At 57.6% G+C, this 21,104-nt stretch carries 15 protein-coding genes and 1 pseudogene; 7 read left to right on the forward strand and 9 right to left on the reverse strand.

All coding sequences use genetic code 11. The features are described from left to right. The first annotated feature begins 4 nt into the window (after positions 1-4). The 4 genes from ACQKP4_RS12885 (at position 5) to ACQKP4_RS12900 (ending at position 7,697) form a co-directional block, all read left to right on the forward strand. The gene (locus tag ACQKP4_RS12885) at positions 5-3,112 is read left to right on the forward strand and encodes an efflux RND transporter permease subunit (RefSeq protein WP_427633632.1); all 3,108 of its coding nucleotides are present in this window, start codon (positions 5-7) and stop codon (positions 3,110-3,112) included. After that, on the forward strand, positions 3,109-4,590 hold the full coding sequence (locus tag ACQKP4_RS12890) for an efflux transporter outer membrane subunit (protein WP_427633634.1): 1,482 nt from the start codon (positions 3,109-3,111) through the stop codon (positions 4,588-4,590). The genes ACQKP4_RS12885 and ACQKP4_RS12890 overlap by 4 nt, the downstream gene beginning before the upstream one ends. Before the next feature lie 173 nt (positions 4,591-4,763). Next, positions 4,764-6,845: a putative bifunctional diguanylate cyclase/phosphodiesterase gene (locus ACQKP4_RS12895; protein WP_427633635.1), complete on the forward strand. Its 2,082-nt coding sequence runs from the start codon at positions 4,764-4,766 to the stop codon at positions 6,843-6,845. 105 nt (positions 6,846-6,950) lie between these two features. After that, positions 6,951-7,697 carry an SDR family oxidoreductase gene (locus tag ACQKP4_RS12900; RefSeq protein ID WP_427633637.1) on the forward strand — a complete coding sequence of 249 codons (747 nt, stop codon included), beginning with the start codon at positions 6,951-6,953 and terminating at the stop codon, positions 7,695-7,697. Between the two features lie 164 nt (positions 7,698-7,861). Here ACQKP4_RS12900 and mapR read toward each other — a convergent pair. From mapR to ACQKP4_RS12915, 3 genes and pseudogenes are all read right to left on the reverse strand, one after another. After that, a pseudogene (gene mapR, locus ACQKP4_RS12905) lies at positions 7,862-9,272 on the reverse strand (GntR family transcriptional regulator MpaR). Between the two features lie 190 nt (positions 9,273-9,462). Continuing rightward, positions 9,463-10,902, reverse strand: coding sequence for a cytochrome c oxidase accessory protein CcoG (gene ccoG, locus ACQKP4_RS12910; protein ID WP_427633639.1), 1,440 nt, complete (start codon positions 10,900-10,902; stop codon positions 9,463-9,465). A gap of 196 nt (positions 10,903-11,098) precedes the next feature. After that, a complete protein-coding gene (locus ACQKP4_RS12915) occupies positions 11,099-11,332 on the reverse strand; it encodes a DUF3203 family protein (RefSeq protein WP_427633640.1) in 234 nt (77 codons plus the stop codon). Between the two features lie 135 nt (positions 11,333-11,467). Between ACQKP4_RS12915 and ACQKP4_RS12920 the strand changes: the two genes are divergently transcribed. Further along, positions 11,468-11,965, forward strand: a complete 498-nt coding sequence (locus ACQKP4_RS12920; RefSeq protein WP_427633642.1) for an MgtC/SapB family protein — start codon at positions 11,468-11,470, stop codon at positions 11,963-11,965. On the opposite strand, the gene ACQKP4_RS12925 is transcribed toward ACQKP4_RS12920, so the two are convergent. The 6 genes from ACQKP4_RS12925 to ACQKP4_RS12950 form a co-directional block, all read right to left on the reverse strand. Continuing rightward, the gene (locus ACQKP4_RS12925; protein ID WP_427633644.1) at positions 11,943-12,674 is read right to left on the reverse strand and encodes an ATP-binding cassette domain-containing protein; all 732 of its coding nucleotides are present in this window, start codon (positions 12,672-12,674) and stop codon (positions 11,943-11,945) included. The genes ACQKP4_RS12920 and ACQKP4_RS12925 overlap by 23 nt on opposite strands. Next, on the reverse strand, positions 12,674-13,417 hold the full coding sequence (locus ACQKP4_RS12930; protein ID WP_427633645.1) for an ABC transporter permease: 744 nt from the start codon (positions 13,415-13,417) through the stop codon (positions 12,674-12,676). The genes ACQKP4_RS12925 and ACQKP4_RS12930 overlap by 1 nt, the downstream gene beginning before the upstream one ends. Positions 13,418-13,428: 11 nt before the next feature. Continuing rightward, positions 13,429-14,628: a YcaO-like family protein gene (locus tag ACQKP4_RS12935; RefSeq protein WP_427633647.1), complete on the reverse strand. Its 1,200-nt coding sequence runs from the start codon at positions 14,626-14,628 to the stop codon at positions 13,429-13,431. Further along, positions 14,625-15,419: a SagB/ThcOx family dehydrogenase gene (locus ACQKP4_RS12940; protein ID WP_427633648.1), complete on the reverse strand. Its 795-nt coding sequence runs from the start codon at positions 15,417-15,419 to the stop codon at positions 14,625-14,627. Before ACQKP4_RS12940 ends, ACQKP4_RS12935 begins: the two co-directional genes overlap by 4 nt. Beyond that, positions 15,416-16,276: an McbB family protein gene (locus ACQKP4_RS12945; protein ID WP_427633650.1), complete on the reverse strand. Its 861-nt coding sequence runs from the start codon at positions 16,274-16,276 to the stop codon at positions 15,416-15,418. The genes ACQKP4_RS12940 and ACQKP4_RS12945 overlap by 4 nt, the downstream gene beginning before the upstream one ends. A 792-nt stretch (positions 16,277-17,068) precedes the next feature. Beyond that, positions 17,069-17,245 (reverse strand): hypothetical protein, encoded by a 177-nt coding sequence (locus ACQKP4_RS12950; protein WP_427633652.1) that lies wholly within the window; start codon positions 17,243-17,245, stop codon positions 17,069-17,071. A 206-nt stretch (positions 17,246-17,451) separates the two neighbouring features. Between ACQKP4_RS12950 and ACQKP4_RS12955 the strand changes: the two genes are divergently transcribed. Beyond that, positions 17,452-19,446: an alpha-1,4-glucan--maltose-1-phosphate maltosyltransferase gene (locus ACQKP4_RS12955; RefSeq protein WP_427633654.1), complete on the forward strand. Its 1,995-nt coding sequence runs from the start codon at positions 17,452-17,454 to the stop codon at positions 19,444-19,446. 184 nt (positions 19,447-19,630) lie between these two features. Then, a partial coding sequence (gene treS / locus ACQKP4_RS12960) for a maltose alpha-D-glucosyltransferase (protein WP_427633655.1) occupies positions 19,631-21,104 on the forward strand: 1,474 nt, incomplete at its 3' end.

A 21,104-nucleotide genomic window follows, 5' to 3' on the forward strand; every position in this document is an offset into this window, starting at 1 on the left:
GTCGATGAACCTCTCCGGACCTTTCATCAAGCGCCCGGTCGCGACCATGTTGCTCAGCCTGGCAATCATGCTGCTGGGCGGCGTGTGCTTCGGTCTGTTGCCGGTGTCGCCGCTGCCGCAGATGGATTTCCCGGTGATCGTGGTCCAGGCCAGCCTGCCGGGGGCGAGCCCTGAAGTCATGGCCTCGACCGTGGCCACGCCGCTGGAGCGCTCGTTCGGCGCCATCGCCGGCGTCAACACCATGAGCAGCCGCTCCAGTCAGGGTTCGACCCGGGTAATTTTGCAGTTCGACCTCGACCGCGACATCAACGGTGCGGCGCGGGAAGTGCAAGCGGCGATCAACGCCTCGCGCAACCTGCTGCCGAGCGGGATGCGCAGCATGCCGACCTATAAGAAGGTCAACCCGTCGCAGGCGCCGATCATGGTGCTGTCGCTGACGTCCGACGTATTGGAGAAAGGCCAGCTCTACGATCTGGCATCGACGATCCTGTCCCAGAGCCTGTCCCAGGTGCAAGGCGTCGGCGAAGTGCAGATTGGCGGCAGTTCATTGCCGGCGGTGCGCATCGAACTCGAACCCCAGGCGCTGAACCAGTACGGCGTGGCGCTGGACGATGTGCGCAACACCATCGCCAACGCCAACGTGCGCCGGCCAAAAGGCTCAGTCGAGGACGGACAGCGTTTGTGGCAGGTGCAGGCCAACGATCAGCTGGAAAAGGCCAAGGATTACGAGTCGCTGATCATCCACTACAACGGTGGTGCGGCACTGCGCCTGAAAGACGTGGCCAAGGTCAGCGATGGCGTCGAAGACCGCTACAACAGCGGTTTCTTCAACGACGACGCGGCGGTCTTGCTGGTGATCAACCGCCAGGCCGGCGCCAACATCATCGAGACGGTCAACGAGATCAAGGCGCAGTTGCCGGCGCTGCAAGCCGTGCTGCCGGCCAGCGTCAAACTGAACCTGGCGATGGACCGCTCACCAGTGATCAAGGCCACGCTGCACGAAGCGGAAATGACCTTGCTGATCGCCGTGGCGCTGGTGATTCTGGTGGTGTTCCTGTTTCTCGGTAACTTCCGCGCCTCGCTGATTCCGACGCTGGCGGTGCCGGTGTCGCTGGTCGGCACCTTTGCCGTGATGTACCTCTATGGTTTTTCCCTGAACAATCTGTCGCTGATGGCGCTGATCCTGGCCACAGGGCTGGTGGTCGACGATGCCATCGTGGTGCTGGAGAACATTTCCCGGCACATCGACGAAGGCGTGCCGCCGATGAAAGCGGCGTACCTCGGCGCCCAGGAAGTCGGCTTTACCTTGCTGTCGATGAACGTGTCGCTGGTGGCGGTGTTCCTGTCGATCCTGTTCATGGGCGGCATCATCGAAAGCCTGTTCCGCGAGTTTTCGATCACGCTGGCAGCGTCCATCGTGGTCTCGCTGGTGGTGTCGCTGACCCTGACGCCGATGCTCTGCGCGCGTTGGCTGAAGCCGCACACGCCGGGGCAGGAGAACCGTTTGCAGCGCTGGAGCCGACGCGCCAACGACTGGATGGTCGGCAAATACGCCACCAGCCTCGACTGGGTGCTGCGTCACCGTCGACTGACGTTGTTCAGTCTGTTCCTGACAATTGGCGTCAACGTTGCGCTGTATGTGGTTGTTCCTAAAACATTCATGCCGCAGCAGGACACCGGCCAACTGATCGGTTTCGTGCGCGGGGACGACGGTCTGTCATTCAGCGTGATGCAGCCGAAAATGGAAACCTTCCGCCGCGCGGTCCTCAAGGACGAAGCGGTGGAAAGCGTTGCCGGCTTCATTGGCGGCACCAACGGCACCAACAATGCCTTCATGCTGGTGCGGCTGAAACCGATCAAGGAACGCAATATTTCCGCGCAAAAGGTCATCGAACGCCTGCGCAAGGAAATGCCCAAGGTCGCCGGTGCGCAACTGATGTTGATGGCCGATCAGGACCTGCAATTCGGTGGCGGCCGTGAGCAGACCACCTCGCAATATTCCTACATCCTGCAAAGCGCCGACCTTGGCGAATTGCGCGTGTGGTACCCAAAAGTGGTGGCGGCGCTCAAGGCCTTGCCGGAACTGACTGCCATCGACGCCCGCGAAGGGCGCGGCGCGCAGCAGGTGACGTTGATTGTCGACCGCGACCAGGCCAAGCGCCTGGGCGTCGACATGGACATGGTCACCGCCGTGTTGAACAACGCCTACAGCCAGCGGCAGATTTCGACGATCTACGACAGCCTCAACCAGTATCAGGTGGTGATGGAGGTCAACCCGAAATACGCCCAGGACCCGATCACGCTCAAGCAAGTGCAGGTCATTACCGCTGACGGCGCGCGGATTCCCCTGTCGGCCATCGCCCATTACGAAAACAGCCTGGAAGACGACCGCGTCAGTCACGAAGGCCAGTTCGCCTCCGAAAGCATTTCGTTCGACATGGCCGAAGGCGTCACCGTGGAGCAGGGCACGGCCGCCATCGAGCGGGCGATTGCCAGACTGGGTATGCCCGAAGACGTGATCGTGAAAATGGCCGGCACCGCCGACGCCTTTGCCGCGACGCAAAAGAGCCAGCCGTGGATGATTCTGGGCGCGCTGGTGGCGGTGTATCTGGTGCTGGGCGTGCTGTATGAAAGTTACGTGCATCCGCTGACCATTCTCTCGACGTTGCCGTCAGCCGGGGTGGGCGCGTTGCTGTCGATTTACGCGCTGGGCGGTGAATTCAGCCTGATCTCGTTGCTTGGCTTGTTCCTGCTGATCGGGGTGGTGAAGAAAAACGCGATTCTGATGATCGACCTGGCGCTGCAACTCGAACGCCATCACGGCATGGCGCCGCTGGAGTCGATCCGCAGCGCCTGCCTGCAACGTCTGCGGCCGATTCTCATGACGACGCTGGCGGCGATCCTCGGCGCGTTGCCGCTGCTGCTGAGCCGGGCCGAAGGCGCGGAAATGCGCCAGCCGCTGGGCCTGACCATCATCGGCGGGCTGATTTTCAGCCAGGTGCTGACCCTTTACACCACCCCGGTGGTTTATCTCTATCTCGACAAACTGCGCCATCGCTTCAACAAATGGCGTGGAGTGCGTACCGATGCTGCTCTGGAAACTCCGCTATGACTGACCGTTCGCTTATCAATCTGGCCACACCGTTGGCCGCGGCCCGGGGCTCGCGTTTGTTGAGTCTGGCGTTGTGCGTGGCGATGCTCAGCGCGTGCGCCGTCGGCCCGGACTATCAGCGTCCGCCCGCCGCCGCGCCGGCGCAATACAAGGAAGCGGCAGGTTGGCGCCAGGCCAGCCCGAGCGATTCGCTGGCACGCGGCGCGTGGTGGGAGCTGTATGGCGATCAGCAACTCAATGGCCTGATCGAGAAACTCAATAGCGCCAACCAGACCGTCGCCCAGTCGGAAGCGCAGTACCGTCAGGCCCAGGCCTTGGTGCGCAGCGCACGCGGTGCATTCTTCCCGACGGTGGACCTGACCGTCGGCAAAAACCGCTCCAGCCAGGGCACCGGCAGCAGCAGTTCGAGCCTGACCAGTTCCTCCAGCGGGATTCGTGACACGTACACCGCGCAGGCGGGCGTGAGTTGGGAAGCGGACGTCTGGGGCAAGCTGCGTCGGGGGCTGGAAGCCGATAGCGCCAATGCCGAAGCGAGTTTTGCCGACCTGGCGGCGATGCGCCTGAGCCAGCAATCCGAGCTGGTGCAGAACTACCTGCAATTGCGCGTGATCGACGAGCAGAAACGCTTGCTGGAAGCGACGGTCGAGGCCTATCAGCGTTCGCTGAAAATGACCGAAAACCAGTACCGCGCCGGCGTGTCGGGCAAGGACGCGGTGGCTCAGGCGCAGACCCAGCTCAAAAGCACCCAGGCGGACATGGTCGATCTGATCTGGCAGCGCGCGCAGTTTGAAAATGCGATTGCGGTGCTGATCGGCTTGCCGCCGGCGCAGTTCAGCCTCGCCGAAAGCCAAAACATTCCGGCATTGCCGGCGGTGCCGTTGGGCGTGCCTTCGCAATTGCTCGAGCGGCGCCCGGACATCGCCTCGGCCGAGCGTTCGGTGATGGCGGCCAACGCCAATATCGGCGTCGCCAAAGCGGCCTATTACCCGGACTTCACCTTGAGCCTGAACGGCGGTTACAGCAGCAGCACCTACGCCAACTGGATCAGCGTGCCGAACCGCTTCTGGTCGGTCGGCCCGCAACTGGCCATGACCTTGTTCGACGGTGGCCAGCGCTCGGCGGAAGTGGACCGCAGCGAAGCGGCGTACGACGAAACCGTGGCCAAGTACCGCCAGACCGTGCTCGATGGCTTGCGCGAAGTGGAAAACTACATGGTGCAGCTGAAGGTGCTGGAGGACGAAGCGGGCGTGCGTCAGGAAGCCCTGGACGCGGCGCGTGAGTCGTTGCGCCTGACACAGAATCAGTACAAGGCCGGCCTGATCGCCTACATCGATGTGGTGGTGGTGCAGGCCACCGCGTTGAGCAATGAGCGCAGCGTCCTGAGTTTGTTGCAGAGCCGATTGATTGCCAGTGTGCAACTGATTGCCGCGCTGGGCGGTGGCTGGAATGGACAGGTCCAGGTCAGCGAAAACCAATGATTGTCACGCCCGATGCAGTGGCCGAGAGGGTGGCTGCATCGGCAAACAAGCGTTTCATCGGGTTGATGGCTATTTGATTATTTTGTCAGTGCGTTCGTTGCGGGAATCAGTACAATCGCTCGCATTTTCCCCCGACTACGAACGCTCTGCGGCGGGCGCTCGCGAGAAGTCCCATGCTCATCGGTAGCTATTCCTCCACCCTGGTTTTTATCTCGCTGTGTGTGGCCATTCTCGCGTCATACACCGCGCTTGATCTGACCGGACGCATCGCCACCGCCAGGGGCCGCGCGGTGCATTTGTGGACGGCCGGCGGCGCGTTTGCGATGGGGGTTGGCGTGTGGTCGATGCACTTTATCGGCATGCTCGCGTTCGACTTGCCCATCGACCTCGGTTACGACCTCCACATCACCCTGCTGTCGCTGCTGATCGCGGTATTGTCCTGCGGTTTCGCCCTGTGGCTGGTCAGCCAGGCCCGGTTGCCGGCGTGGCAATTGGGCTTCGGCGCGCTGGTGATGGGTGCCGGCATCAGTGCCATGCACTACACCGGCATGGCCGCGATGCGCATGCAACCGGGCATCGATTACGACCCGACGCTGTTCAGTGCCTCCCTGTTCATTGCCGTCGGCGCATCCGGCGCGGCGTTATGGATTGCCTTCCGCCTGCGCCAACACACGCCGTACGTGGGCCTGTTCCGGGGTGGCGCGGCGGTGATCATGGGCGTCGCCATTGTCGGTATGCATTACACCGGCATGGCGGCTGCGCGTTTCCCCGACGGCAGTTTCTGCGGCGCCGCCCTGACAGGCCTGAACGGCAAAGGCCTGGATAATCTGGTGTTGATCACCACGCTGGCGGTGTTGAGCATCGCCTTGCTGACGTCGGTGCTGGATGCGCGCCTCGAAGCGCGCACCGCCGACCTCGCACGCTCGCTGACCGAAGCCAACCGCGAACTGACGCAACTGGCGCTGCACGACACCCTCACGGGCCTGCCGAATCGCACGTTGCTGGCGGACCGGATCGAGCAGGCCATGTCCAAGGTCAAGGAGCAGGGCGGGTGTTTCGCGCTGATGTTCATTGACCTCGATGGCTTTAAACCGGTCAACGACGCGTTTGGTCACCATATGGGCGATCAGCTGTTGCGCGAAGTCGGTATGCGCCTGCGCGAGGATTTGCGCAGTCGGGACACCCTGGCGCGCATCGGCGGCGATGAATTTGTCCTGCTGGTGCGCTTGATCGAGCCCAATGATGCGATGGGGCTGGCCGCGCGCCAGGTCGGGCTGATCGGGCGTTCGTTCCGGGTCGGCGAGCATGAGTTGCAGATTTCCGCCAGCGTCGGCATCGCGCTGTATCCGGGCAACGGCCAGACCGCCCAGGAACTGCTGATGAACGCCGACGCGGCGATGTACCACGCCAAGGGGGCTGGCAAAAACGGCTACAGCTTCTTCGACGCCTCGATGAACAGCAACGCGCGCAAACAGCTGCAACTGCTGCAAGACCTGCGCAATGCGCTGGATCAGCAGGAGTTCAGCCTGTACTACCAACCCAAGTTCGACGCGAGCAATGGTCGGCCGGTCGGTGCCGAAGCGTTGCTGCGCTGGATGCACCCGAGCCAGGGCATGCTGCTGCCGGACAAGTTCATCGACCTCGCCGAGAAGACCGGGTTGATCATTCCCATCGGCGAATGGGTGCTCAACGAAGCCTGCCGGCAGATGCGCGAGTGGTACCTGCTTGGCTACACCGATTGGCGCATGGCGGTGAACCTGTCGGCGTTGCAGTTCTGCCATGTGGGCCTGGTGCAGAGTGTCGCCACTGCGCTGCGAACGCATCAGTTGCCGGCTAACAGCCTGACCCTGGAAATCACCGAAACCACCGCCATGAGCGACGCCGACGCGAGCATGACGGTGTTGAAAGAGCTCTCCGCCATGGGCGTGGACTTGTCCATCGATGACTTCGGCACCGGCTATTCGAGCTTGATGTACCTCAAGCGCTTGCCGGCCAACGAGCTGAAAATCGACCGTGGTTTTGTCCGTGATCTGGAGCGCGACAGCGACGACGCGGCCATTGTGTCGGCCATCGTCGCCCTTGGCCAGGCACTCGGTTTGCGCATCGTTGCCGAAGGCGTGGAAACCGATGTGCAGCAAGACTTCCTGACCCAGCTCGGGTGCGACTCGCTGCAAGGCTACCTGCTCGGCCACCCATTGCCGGCGGAGCGCTTCATGCGGGATATCCTGCGCGCCGAGCAGCAAACCACGGCCTGACAGACCGCGAAGGCGTTTCCCACGCACCACAGACCCCATGCAAAAAATGGAGATGGCGGTTATTCTTGCCCCCGACGGCTTACGCGTGAAATGGGGAGAGTCAGCATGGACAAAGTCATCGTCATCACCGGGGGCGGCCGTGGCATCGGCGCCGCGACAGCGCTGTTGGCCGCCGAGCTTGGCTATCGGATCTGCATCAACTACCAGTCCGACGAAGCGGCGGCACAAGGTGTGCTGGAACAGGTTCGCGCACTGGGCGCCACGGCCATCGCCGTACGCGCCGACGTCAGCATCGAAGACGAAGTCGTCGCGATGTTTCACCGGGTCGACACCGAACTGGGCCGGGTCACCGCGCTGGTGAACAACGCGGGCACCGTGGGGCACAAGTCCCGGGTCGACGAAATGTCCGAATTCCGCATTCTCAAAATTCTTAAAACCAACGTGTTGGCACCGATCCTCTGCGCCAAGCACGCGATCCTGCGCATGTCGCCCAAACACGGCGGGCAGGGCGGCAGCATCGTCAACGTGTCCTCGGTGGCTTCGCGTCTGGGCTCGCCCAACGAATACGTGGACTACGCGGCCTCGAAAGGCGCGCTGGACAGCTTCACCATCGGTCTGTCCAAGGAAGTGGCGGGCGAGGGGATTCGCGTCAACGCGGTGCGGCCGGGGTTCATCTACACCGATTTCCATGCGCTGAGCGGCGATCCGGATCGGGTGAGCAAACTGGAATCGGCGATCCCGATGGCCCGGGGCGGGCGGCCGGATGAAGTGGCCGAGGCGATCGTCTGGTTGCTGTCGGACAAGGCTTCGTATGCGACCGGGACGTTTGTCGACTTGGGTGGCGGGCGATAGCCTCCGGATGTTCTTTGTTGGTGCGGGCCTCTTCGCGAGCAAGTCGAATCGTCGCACCGCCGCTCCCACATTGGCTTGAGTGTGATCACATTATTTGTGAACACCATCTTTCCTGTGGGAGCGGGCTTGCTCGCGAAGGCGCCAGGCCAGACGCCATCGAACCATCAGAACGACCGAATGATCCGCCCCAACGTCTCCATCGCTTTTTCCGAAGCCTCATCCCACGGGCTGCCGTAATTAAGCCGGATACAGTTCCTGAACCGCTGCGCCGGTGAAAAGATCGGCCCCGGTGCGATGCTGATGCCTTGCGCCAGCGCCATCTGAAACAACTTCAACGAATCCATCTGTGGCGGCAGCTCCAGCCATAAAAAAGTAGCCGCCGGCCGGTTGGCTGACACGCGTTTGCGCCGGGAAGTAGCGCGCGATGGCCGCGAGCATCGCGTTTTGCTGTTCTTCCAGCGCGTAGCGCAATTTGCGCAGGTGTCGGTCGTAGCCGCCGTGTTGCAGATAATCGGCAATGGCGGCCTGGGCCGGCATCGAGGCGCACAGCGAGGTCATCAGTTTCAGCCGCTCGATCTTCTGCGCGAAACGCCCGGCGGCGACCCAACCGATGCGGTAACCGGGGGCGAGGCTCTTGGCGAACGAGCCGCAATGCATCACCCAGCCTTCGGTATCAAACGCCTTGGCCGGTTTCGGCGCCTGCTGGCCGTAATAAAGCTCGGCGTAGACGTCGTCCTCGATCAGCGGCACCCGATGGCTGCGCAGCAGCTCGACCAACGCCTGCTTCTTGGCCTCGGGCATGGTTGCGCCCATCGGATTCTGGAAACTGGTCATGCACCAGCAGACTTTGATCGGGTATCGCTCCAGGGTTTGCGCGAGCACGCCCAGGTCGATGCCGTCGCGCGGGTGCACGGGGATTTCCACGGCTTTGAGCTTCAAGCGTTCGAGAATTTGCAGGCAGGCGTAAAACGCCGGGGCTTCGATGGCCACCAGGTCGCCAGGTTCGGTGACGGCTTGCAGGCACAGGTTCAGCGCTTCCAGCGCGCCGTTGGTGATCAGCAGTTCTTCCATCGGCAGCATCAAGCCGCCGACCATATAGCGCAGGGCAATCTGCCGGCGCAGTTGCGGGTTGCCTGGCGACATGTCGGTGACGACCATGCGCGGGTCCATCTCCCGGGCTGCGCTGGCGAGTGACCGCGACAGACGCTGCAATGGAAACAGCATCGGGCTGGGGAACGCCGAGCCGAAAGGCACGGTGTTCGGGTCTTTGATCGAGTCGAGCACCGAAAACACCAGTTCGCTGACGTCGACTTCGGTGGTCTCGTTGACCTGGCTGCTGATCACCGGCTCCGAGAAAGGGCTCGGTGTATGGGCGTTGACGAAATAGCCGGAGCGCGGCCGGGCGCGGATCAGGCCTCGGCGTTCGAGCAGGTAGTAAGCCTGGAACACCGTGGACGGGCTGACACCATACGTCTGGCTGGCGTAGCGCACCGACGGCACACGCTGACCGGGGCCGAGCACGCCGGAGCGGATCAGTTCAGCGATGTCGTCGGCGAATTTTTCGTAGCGTTTCATCGAGTGCCTGGATCAAAAGAGTTCATATGATGCGCTTTTGTGGCGAGGGGGCTTGCCCCGTTCGGCTGCGCAGCAGTCGTAAGTCTGTAAGTCTGTAAATCCGGATAACGGGTGCCGATTGGGGAAAGCGGGGCTGCTTCGCAACCCAACGGGGGCAAGCCCCCTCGCCACAGGACCGCAGTCTAAGGGATCAACGATTCATCGGCGCAACAAAGCGGCTGTCGGCCACGCTATAGATGTCCGGCTCATCGCGGTTTTCAACCTTGAAACTGATCGTCTGCGAGCTGCTGCTCGGCCGTTCGGCGGTCATTGCCACTGACACCGGCACATCGACAATCTCGCCCGGCGCCAGGCTCAGTGCCGTCTTGCCCTGCAACTGGAAGCCATCGGCGTCCACTAGCGTCAGGCGGTAGTCCTGGCGCAATTGGGTCTTGTTGATGACTTTCAGGCTGTAGATGTTTTCGATCTGCCCCAGGCTGTTTTCGCGGAACAGCCCACGGTCCTTGCTGACGTCCAGCGACACCATCGGCCGGTCGACCAGCGCGAGGACGAGCGCACCGATCATCAGCAGCAACACGGCGGTGTAACCGATCAGCCGTGGCCGTAGCAGGCGGGTTTTGCCGCCCTGCAATTCACGCTCCGAGGTGTAGCTGATCAGGCCACGGGCGTAGCCCATTTTGTCCATGATCGAATCACAGGCGTCGATGCACGCCGCGCAGCCGATGCATTCCATTTGCAAGCCGTCGCGGATGTCGATGCCGGTCGGGCAAACTTGCACGCACACCTGGCAGTCGATGCAATCGCCGAGGCCGACATCGGCCGGTATCACCTCGCGCTTGCGCGGGCCGCGGTTTTCGCCTCGGGCGGCGTCGTAGGAAATGGTCAGGGTGTCCTTGTCGAACATCACGCTCTGGAACCGCGCATACGGGCACATGTGCATGCACACCGCTTCGCGCAGCCAACCGGCGTTGATGTACGTCGCACCGGTGAAAAACAGCACCCAAAACAAACTGACGCCGCCCATTTGCCAGGTCAGCAGTTCTTCGGCCAGCGGTCTTATCGGCGTGAAGTAGCCGACAAAGGTCAGCCCGGTGAGCAGGCTGATCGCCAGCCACAGCGTGTGCTTGGCCGAGCGCCGGACCAGTTTGTTCAGCCCCCAGGGTGCCGCGTCGAGTTTGATCCGCTGGTTGCGCTCGCCCTCGGTGATCTTCTCGCACCACATGAAGATCCAGGTCCAGGAACTCTGCGGGCAGGTGTAGCCGCACCAGACTCGGCCTGCGAACACGGTGATCGCAAACAGGCCGAACGCGGCGATGATCAGCAGCGCCGAAAGCAGGATGAAGTCCTGCGGCCAGAAGGTCGCGCCGAAGATGTGGAATTTGCTTTCGGAAAGATCCCAGAGCACCGCCTGACGGTCGCCCCAGTTCAGCCACACGGTGCCGAAAAACAGCAGAAACAGAAACCCTGCACCGCTCAGGCGCAAGGTGCGGAACAGGCCGGTAAAGCTGCGGGTGTGGATCAGGTGGTCGCTGGACTTGGCCTTTGTCTTGGGACGCAAAGGCTCATAGGTTTTAACCAGCGGCGCTTCCAGTAGTTCATCTACGGTTCGGACGGGGATTCTTTCGCTCATGGTCTGTCGCTCATCAGCCTCCATCAGGCCGGAGCACTATGAGCGTCGATCTGTTTGCATAACAGACTCAGGTATTGCAATAAAAAGCGGATCAGATGGGCGCTGATCCGCTGCCTGCGACAGGTTGAAGCACCCCGTCAAAGCACGGTGGCCGCCGCTATCGCAGCGGTGCGCGGGAGGTGCCGACCCAGCTCGGTCAAATCACCGAATCACTGTCGGTTGCCTTCAAATGCTTACGACCGTCGACAGCGCCTGCTACGGTCAATGCGTCGGCTTCCGCTTCGGTGATGTAAATGCGCTCGCCGTTGATTTCTACCGCCGACATGGCTTTGTCCGAGTCGGTGATGATGGTCACGTCGGGGCACAGGAGAATTTCCTCGCCGTTTTCGATGGTGAAAAAGCAGGTCTGGTTTTCGATACGCACGGTCATGGGCTGATCCTTTTTTTGCGGCTGCTGTTTTTCTTCGGTACTGAGCGTTAGGGCGCATTCCACGGCCATCGTTCGATGCAACCGATTAATGGTCGGCGCGGTCCATCCTCTGACAACACTCATAAGGACCGCAGCATGAACGCGTGGTGGCATGAAGTCTGGGTAACGCTGCAAGCGGAGTTCGCCGACATCGGCGACGCCGCACAAGTGACACGAATTACTGTAAGGCTGCTGATTGCGGCGCTTCTCGGCGCGATTCTCGGTTTCGAGCGCGAGCACAAAGGCAAAGCCGCCGGGGTGCGGACCCACATGCTGGTGGCGCTCGGCGCGGCGCTGTTTGTGCTGGTGCCACAGATGTCGGGTTCGCAAGCCGATGCGATGAGCCGGGTGGTGCAGGGCGTCATTGCCGGGATCGGCTTCCTTGGCGCCGGCACGATCCTGAAAAACAACGAGGGCGATGAAGGCCACGTAAAAGGCCTGACCACCGCCGCCGGATTGTGGATGACCGCCGCGATTGGTGTCGCGGCGGGCATGGGCCGTGAATCGACGGCGGTGCTCAGCACGCTGCTGGCCCTGGCGGTGTTTAGCGTGATGCCGAGGATTGTCAGGCTTATGGAGAAGGGGAAAGACTAATGGCTGACGATGACGCCGCACTGATAAATGCCTGGTCGAGACTGTCGGCTTGATAGTGTTGAATAAACTCACTGCCTGAATGAAACAGCTTAAACATGTGGTTGCTTATCATGTAAAAGTAATCACAGTTAGTGGAGATTTCTTCTATGTTGTGCGATGACACAAGAATGGCTGCACCGTCCCTTGCCGCGCCGTTCAAACACTTCCAGATATAATGACGAAACTCTGGATCAACACCTGCACTGGGTTCGTCAAGGATGACTAACTCTGAATTCAGAGTCAGCAATGTTAATGTGAAGAACCAGCGTTTTTCACCGTAACTGCAAATCGATGATTTTTTATTCCAGATGGCCTTGTAGCGTTCAATGATTTCAGGGCTCCAGCGAGCCAGTTTTTCCACGGCGCGCTGTTGGGTTGTACGCTCGGACGAACAAAGCAAAGTTGTTATCCGAAAAATATCAAACATGCGAAGCGTGTGCGGGGTGGTGAGGTGTTGTGATAAATAGAGTGGGTATTTAAAGGAGTTGGTAATGTCTGAGTTCTTTTCTTTTGTAAGCCCGCATACTATATCGAAAAATGTCGTTTTACCGCTGCCGTTTGGTCCTAGCAACCCCACAATCGAGCCTGACTCAATGCGCATTGATGCATTAATGAACAGGGGCTTGGTTTCGTATTTAAAGGACAGGTTTTTGACTTGTAACACGCTCATTAATAACGACTCCATACCGGGTTGACTCTGAGATAACGGAGCGTCAGTAGAAAAATGCCAACAAACAATGCTGCCGTGCAGAGCGCCAACATGCAGTTGTTTTCAAGTCCGTGATAAATAATTCTGTTGGCTAACCATAAGGGATTAAAAATTTGATGGAAATCCACCTCTGTCGATGACGTATTCATGTCGTAAATTCCAAAGACAAGCATTATGAAGGAGATAATTGAATAACCTGTGTTGGCGTTCTGAAATGTCAGGGGGGGGAGTGTTAATAAGAGACCGGGAATGCTGAACAGCAAAAAGCATACATAGAATCGGCCCATGATAATAAATACTTCGCTCAAGAGGACCGGTCCGAAGGCAGGTCTGGTCAGCCCGTAGAAAATCAAACAATAAGCCAGAGCAATTATCGAGTAGGCGAAAAACTGAGCAAGCAGAAAGATGCACCGTGCCTCGAACCTGTAAATGAATGAGCGTGTAAAGCCGCTTTCTCTGCGCCCAATGATATAAAACGAGAAACCAAAAAAAGCAACGCTTGAAGAAATGTACGCGTAGAACCAGGACGTCAGTTCACCATAGCTTGATTGATAGGGTGGCGTTTGTCCTCTGGAGTAAGCCAATAGATAAAATAGCGCGGCGGGCGATAGGAGGGTCCAGAAAAAAGTAGAAGGTTCTTTTGCCTGCTCTTTGATGAAAACCCACGCAAGAATGATGGCGCGACGAGTTATATGTCTTTGCATCGTTTTGCTCCTTAGGGAAACGGAACCATCATGTTTCGGCGTTCGACGTAAACCTCATGGCTGAATTGTGCGGAATACGTATTATTGAAATTTATATTTTGTGAGTTGTTCATGTGCAAGAACAAATGGGGCGAAAAGTATTTGCTGGCAAAATAATGGTCGCTGTCGAACGTGATCATCTTGATGTACACGAATCCGTGGATATTTAGTTTGCTTAGAACGTCTAACAGACCATTTGTAGTAAAGGGTGTTGTTTGATTGGCTTTCGGTGTATGTGAAACATGGGTGTTACAGATGTCTTGATAGGTCTGGTGAGTATTACAATTTAAAAAATGAACAAGGTAAGGATCTTCTATTTCATCAGTATCACATAGCGTTGCGTGATGGAGGTCCATGAATCGATAAGTCTGCCAAAGCTCAAGTATTGATTTGGTTAACGCCGCTTCAGTTGTTTCGGCATATGCCATGCCTGCGCAATACTTTACGCGCCTTGTGCAATCGTCGCTTCCGTAGACCGTGAGTAAGCAGGTGCCTGGAAAGTCGCGGTCCAAAATATCAATGACGGTAAGTTCTCCTGCTTGCGTAAGCGCGGTATAGAGTTTCAATGTTTTGCTGCTTTTTAACTGTTCAAGCACCTCAGCGGACTCGACTACCTTGCGACACTTTTTTGTCAGCCAGAATCTTAAAAGAAATTGTCGTTCCAGTTGTTCTTTTAAGGATCCAAATATAGCCAACATGGGATCCCAGTGAAAGCTGCACCCACAAGTGTCTCTTCTTGGGTATATGGCACAATCACTTTCGATGTGATGGGCGCTGAGGGATATGCAGACGGTTGGAACATGGCAGATGGAAAAGTCTGTGGTGCGACAAACTTTTGTCAGGTGGTAGTTGTGCTGAGCAATATCATTGGCCGGAATGTTGTTGTCCCGTGTTTGTGCAAAGGCGTTGATAAAATCGCCTGTTTCATCGTTGGAGAGGTGGGTATCAAGGGTTCCGGTCTTATCGGGTAGTATTTCCATATAGAAATGACGCCGTTCAAAATATTCACCTAAAGCTGACTTGGCTGCCTCCGAACCATAACCAATACCAGAACCTCCATTGTTCCAGAGGTCTCCGATTTCCACTGAGAGGGGCATGGGGCCGATGCACGCCGGTTGATAGACGATTTTTGTAGGTAAGGCAGCTGTGTTGTGTTGATGGAGAATGTTCATTCCGATCCCCCTAAAAAGTGCACGCATAAAGGTAAGAAAAGCGTCGGGTTTAATCCTATTGCCTTGCATAACATTGTGTCACTGTACGCGGACCACAGCCGGCTTCGAAGTTTTAATTTTTTAGCCTGAAGTTCTATCAGCATGTAGATAGAGCCAACCTCCATTAACGCCAGGCGATAACCGCGGTATCGATACTTGAAAAATGTTTTAGGTAGATAGGCTGCATAAACAATGGCCACACTCGGCGATCCGATATCCGCGGGTGCCGCTAAAATTGCAGAACGTAATCCGTCAGTATTCTCCGACCCTTGAATGATTTCGAATTGGGCGGTTTGAGGCAGCAGGTGCAAGATTTTTTCGGGGCACGGCCATGTTTGGTGGTCTTGCATGAGTGAACAGACAAACACCTCAATTGGATACAGCGCACCGCCACTAGGGTAGCCACGTTTATAGGTTTTTTTGCTTTTTGAAATGAGGGGGGTCATGAGTCTTTCGACCACATCAAACGATATGACGCTTTCTGAGAAACGCTCGCATGATTCGTTGCGATTCAAATCGCCTTGCGCTTTTTTGGTGTAGTTCAGCGGCAGGCACCTTTGCATGTCCGGATACAGGTGCAGTTCGTTTCCTGTTAGACAGGCCAGATCCTTGGGGTTAAGGAAGTATAAGGCGGTAGAATCCTTGAATGCCTCATGAATCAGAAAATTACCTTTTGTGTGAAAATCGAGTACCTCGTCGTAAGCGACCGGATCAATGAATCTAAGATAGTAATCATGAGGGATGTTTTTCATGTGCCTGCCCTCAGACAGTCACACATACTCCAATGCGAAATCGTAGACTCTGCGATTTGTCCATTGCTCAGAGAAATAGTGGTCTGGTGAAGTATATTATCCTGGTAGCGATAACTGTCGCTGGTGCCGGTCATTAGCTTGATTTTCTGTGCCAAGACTCCGATTACCAACGATTTTTGATATAAGTTGAGTGGAGAGGCCGGTATCGGCATGTATCGCTCTCGGCAAAAATTTAGCAACCGTGACCAAGTATTTTGACTTGATTTATACATTTCATGGCTGACAAGTCTATCAATGGTGCAGAAATGACAGGGGCTTCCCGTAACAGGAATAAACGGTTGTCCAATAATATAGTGCTGGCCATTGACATAACTGACATTTATAGCGCTTTCAGGTGCATCTGATGCAATCCGGAAATAGAGTGCTTTTAACGTGTTGTAATTGTAGTTATTGCATACGATGGCAATGAACTGCCTGCTGTTTTTGACGATTTGTTGTTGCAGTTCTGACAACGGGCAAACGAGAGAGTCGGTTGTTAACTCGCTGTTGAGCATCCTTTCAAACCCTGAGGGGTCGTCCCAGTCGTGAGCCACTATCACATGGTCAAAATATTTACTCTGATTTTCCACTCGTAGATTAATGGTTTCTTCAAGTGATGAATAAGCTTCCTCTTTATTCAGATCATGTTCATTGAATAAGTTGTAGAGTTCGTCGTCGGTGATGCTGGACCTGTCTTTGAGTTTTTTAAGTACTTCAAGCAGAGAAGGGGACTTGATCCGCGATACACCTTTGTCGGAAACAACGATGTGGTCTTGATTAAAATTAAGTATTTCGTAATTTTGTATGCTTAGCTTCATTGGCGTCCTTGTCGAGGTTTTTTCGGCAACACCAAAAAAACCTCGTTTCCAATTGAATGGATCAGATTTTTATTTTGATTTTTCACTCTCTACGTTACGTGAAACGGCATTGCCTCCCGATCCGCCAGACCCTCCACTGCCACCACTGCAACCGCCACCGCCGCCACAACCTCCGCTACCTCCGCAGCCACCTGCGCCCCCAGACCCTCCAGCAATTTGAGGGCATGAGCCGGTGCCAAAGTCATTTTTCAAGCTGAATAGAGTTTCCGTAAGACTTCCATTTTTCATGGTGATTCTCCTTCTTGGAAATTGGCCACCTTAGTTAGGTGGCACTCCTGTTGTAGGTGTTTGTATGTGTGGTTGCAAGTTTGCTTTATATTTGCGCGTAGGATGTTTCCTTCGACGAAATGTGATTTGTCTGTCGAGTCGATGGCGTATTTCTTAAGTTGTTGTAAATAGCATAAACATCAATTTTTTTTAAGAATATTGAGACGGTTCCTATATTTAGCCTGTTCGTGTCGTATTCCAGATTCAACTGTGCGGTTTTTTGTTTTGGGGATGTTGGGAGGGGGGCGTAGTCCTTTTCCTGATCTTTTGTAAGTCGTGTTTGATTATTCGCCTCGCATAAATGCGAGCGAGCCGACGAACGGTAATTTTTTATAGGGTGTTGCAAGAAGAGGATGCTTCAGTTGTCTCTGGGTGCGTCTCTAAAACCCTCGACGTTGAGCCGATCTGGTTGGTAGTGAGCAATTGCGCCGAAAGGGAGAACCCACAGTCGGCGCATTGTTCGATTCACAGTTGATCGGAGGGCTGCACAATCACCGGCGGCATGGTCGTCGGTGGTTCTTCCCGTGGTGGCGGGGTGGTTCCCGGTGGCTCTTGCTCCGGCACTGGTTGCGGGTCGGTAGGCGGGATGGTCGGCTGGTCGATGTTCGGGTCCGGCGTCTCGGCGGGGATGGGAATACTCATGGTGAAGCCTCCTTGTGGCACATGGCGTAACTCGTGCTTAAGTCTGTTGACCGCTGCGCGCGAGATTTGATTCCCGGCAAATGGGCGTGAACTTTTCGCCGGGCCGGTCGCTCGGAACCTAAGTGAGTTCATGACGGGGCAGACCGCCTCATGTGAACGCTGACCAGACACATGAGCGTCCTTGGGGCGTTAAGGAGAGATGCTCGATGACTGCTGCAAAACCGACAGAGCTGAACTACAACCCTCACATGCCGCTGTCACAGGCCTTGTTGCTGCCACGCATCGCGATTGAAGACGTCATGCCGACCCTCGACGGCGGGCAGTTTGCCGTCAAGGGCGTCGTGGGGCGCGATGTCGTGGTGACCAGCAAAGTGTTTGCCGATGGCCATGACAAACTCGCCGTGCGCATTCGTTGGCGCGCCGAAGGTGCAGACACCTGGCAGAGCGCCGTGATGGGCGAATTGGGTAACAACGGCTGGCAAGGCCAGTTCCGTGTTGAGGATCAGGGCCGTTACGTGTTTCTCATCGAGGCGTGGATCGATCAGTTCGCCAGTTTCTTGTATGAAATCGAGAAGAAACACATGGCTGGTGTGCCGATCAGCCTGGAATTGCAGGAAGGGCGCAATCAGGTGCAGCAGGCCGCCGAACGCTCGGACGGTCAACTGAGCGAAGCGCTCGCGGCGTTGCACCACGAATTGTCCGGCCTGCTCGAAACCGAGCAGGTTGCACTGTTTATGCACCAGCGTAGCGCCGACCTGATGACCCAGGCCGATCACCGTGCCTACCTGAGTCTCAGCGCCGAATACCCGTTGGACGTCGAACGGCCCCTGGCTGAATTCGCCAGTTGGTATGAACTGTTTCCACGTTCGATCACTGACGACCCCGCCCGCCACGGCACCTTCAGCGACGTGCACTCGCGGCTGGCGATGATTCAGGACATGGGCTTCGACGTGTTGTATTTCCCGCCGATCCACCCGATCGGCCGCAGCCACCGCAAAGGCCCGAACAACTCGTTGACTGCCGGCCCCGAAGATCCGGGCAGCCCGTATGCCATCGGCAGTGCAGAGGGCGGGCACGAGGCGATTCACTCGCAACTCGGCTCGCGCGAAGACTTCCGTCGATTGGTGGCGGCGGCGGCAGACCACGGGCTGGAAATCGCCCTCGATTTCGCGATCCAGTGCTCTCAGGATCACCCGTGGCTGCAGCAACATCCGGGGTGGTTCAACTGGCGTCCGGACGGCACGATCAAATACGCCGAGAACCCGCCGAAAAAATACCAGGACATTGTCAACGTCGACTTTTATGCCGCCGATGCGATTCCGAGCCTGTGGGTCGAGTTGCGCGACATTGTGGTCGGCTGGGTCGAGGAGGGCGTGAAGATCTTCCGCGTCGATAACCCGCACACCAAACCGCTGCCGTTTTGGCAATGGCTGATTGCGGATGTGCGAGCGCTGTACCCGGAGGTGATCTTCCTTGCCGAAGCCTTCACCACGCCGGCGATGATGGCGCGCCTGGGCAAGGTCGGTTACTCCCAGAGCTATACCTATTTCACTTGGCGTAACACCAAATACGAGCTGTCGACTTATTTCAGCGAACTTAACGAGTCGCCGTGGCGCGAGTGCTTCCGCCCCAACTTTTTCGTAAACACCCCCGACATCAACCCGGCGTTTCTGCATGAGTCCGGTCGCGCCGGGTTTCTCATTCGCGCGGCGCTGGCGACCATGGGTTCGGGGCTGTGGGGCATGTATTCCGGGTTCGAACTGTGCGAAGCCGCGCCGGTGCCGGGCAAGGAGGAATACCTCAATTCCGAGAAGTACGAGATCCGCCCACGGGATTTCACCGCGCCCGGCAACATCATTGCCGAGATAGCGCAGCTCAACCGTATCCGCCGGCAGAACCCGGCGTTGCAAACCCACTTGGGCTTGAAGCTCTACAACGCCTGGAACGACAACATTCTGTATTTCGGCAAGCGCAGCGCCGATGGCAGCAACTTCATTCTGGTGGCCGTCAGCCTCGATCCGCATAACGTGCAGGAAGCGAATTTCGAGTTGCCATTGTGGGAAATGGGCCTCCCGGACGACGCCATTACCCATGGCGAGGACTTGATGAGTGGCCACCGCTGGGACTGGCACGGCAAGTACCAGTTCATGCGGATCGACCCGGCGCATCAGCCATTCGGTATCTGGCGCATCACTGTCTAGATGCAAACAGGCTTTTGTGGCGAGGGGGCTTGCCCCCGTTCGGCTGCGAAGCAGTCGTACTCTGGCAAATTTGATGTGACTGAAGGAAAAGCGGGGCCGCTTCGCAGCCCAACGGGGGCAAGCCCCCTCGCCACGAGACCCTGCGCCTGGCCCAGGGCTATACCAAATTCAACAGGAGTTTCAAATGGCGAAGAAACCCAAGGCAGCCACATTCATCAAGGACCCGCTCTGGTACAAGGATGCGGTGATCTACCAGGTTCACGTTAAGTCTTTTTTCGACTCCAACAATGACGGGATCGGCGACTTTCCCGGCCTTATCGCCAAACTCGATTACATTGCCGACCTCGGCGTCAACACCATCTGGCTGTTGCCGTTCTATCCCTCGCCACGGCGTGACGACGGCTACGACATCGCCGAATACCGTGGCGTGCACCCGGATTACGGGACATTGGCCGACGCCAAGCGCTTTATCGCCGAAGCCCATAAACGCGGGCTGCGGGTGATCACTGAACTGGTCATCAACCACACCTCGGATCAGCACGCCTGGTTCCAGCGCGCGCGTAAAGCCAAACCCGGTTCGGCGGCGCGGGACTTTTACGTCTGGTCCGATGACGATCAGAAGTACGACCAAACCCGCATCATCTTTCTCGACACCGAAAAATCCAACTGGACCTGGGACCCGGTCGCCGGCCAGTACTTCTGGCACCGCTTCTATTCGCACCAGCCAGACCTGAACTTCGACAACCCGCAAGTCATGAAAGCCGTGCTGTCGGTGATGCGCTACTGGCTGGACATGGGCATCGATGGCCTGCGGCTCGACGCGATTCCTTATTTGATCGAGCGCGACGGCACCAACAACGAGAACCTGCCCGAGACCCACGATGTCCTCAAGCAGATCCGGGCCGAGATCGACGCCAATTACCCGGACCGCATGCTGCTGGCCGAAGCCAACCAATGGCCGGAAGACACTCAGCTGTATTTCGGTGACACCGACGCCAAGGGCCAGAACGGCGACGAATGCCACATGGCGTTCCACTTCCCGTTGATGCCGCGCATGTACATGGCGCTGGCTCAGGAAGACCGCTTTCCGATCACCGACATCCTGCGCCAGACCCCGGAGATTCCAGCCAACTGCCAGTGGGCAATCTTCCTGCGCAACCACGATGAACTGACGCTGGAAATGGTCACCGACAAGGAGCGCGATTACCTGTGGAATTACTACGCGGCCGACCGTCGGGCGCGGATCAACCTCGGTATTCGCCGTCGTCTCGCACCGTTGATGGAGCGTGATCGCCGTCGGGTGGAGTTGCTCAACAGTTTGCTGCTGTCGATGCCGGGCACGCCCACCATGTATTACGGCGACGAGATCGGTATGGGCGACAACATCTACCTGGGCGACCGCGACGGTGTGCGCACGCCGATGCAGTGGTCGATTGACCGCAACGGCGGTTTCTCCCGCGCCGACCCGGCCAGCCTGGTGCTGCCGCCGATCATGGACCCGCAATACGGTTACCTGTCGGTCAACGTCGAAACCCAGGCCGGCGATCCGCACTCGCTGCTCAACTGGACGCGGCGGATGCTCGCGGTGCGCAGCCAGTCCAAGGCCTTTGGGCGCGGCACCCTGAAGATGCTGTCGCCGAGTAACCGACGGATTCTGG

Origin of the sequence: Pseudomonas sp. NPDC086278 (genome assembly GCF_050280905.1) — a bacterium.
Taxonomy (GTDB): domain Bacteria; phylum Pseudomonadota; class Gammaproteobacteria; order Pseudomonadales; family Pseudomonadaceae; genus Aquipseudomonas.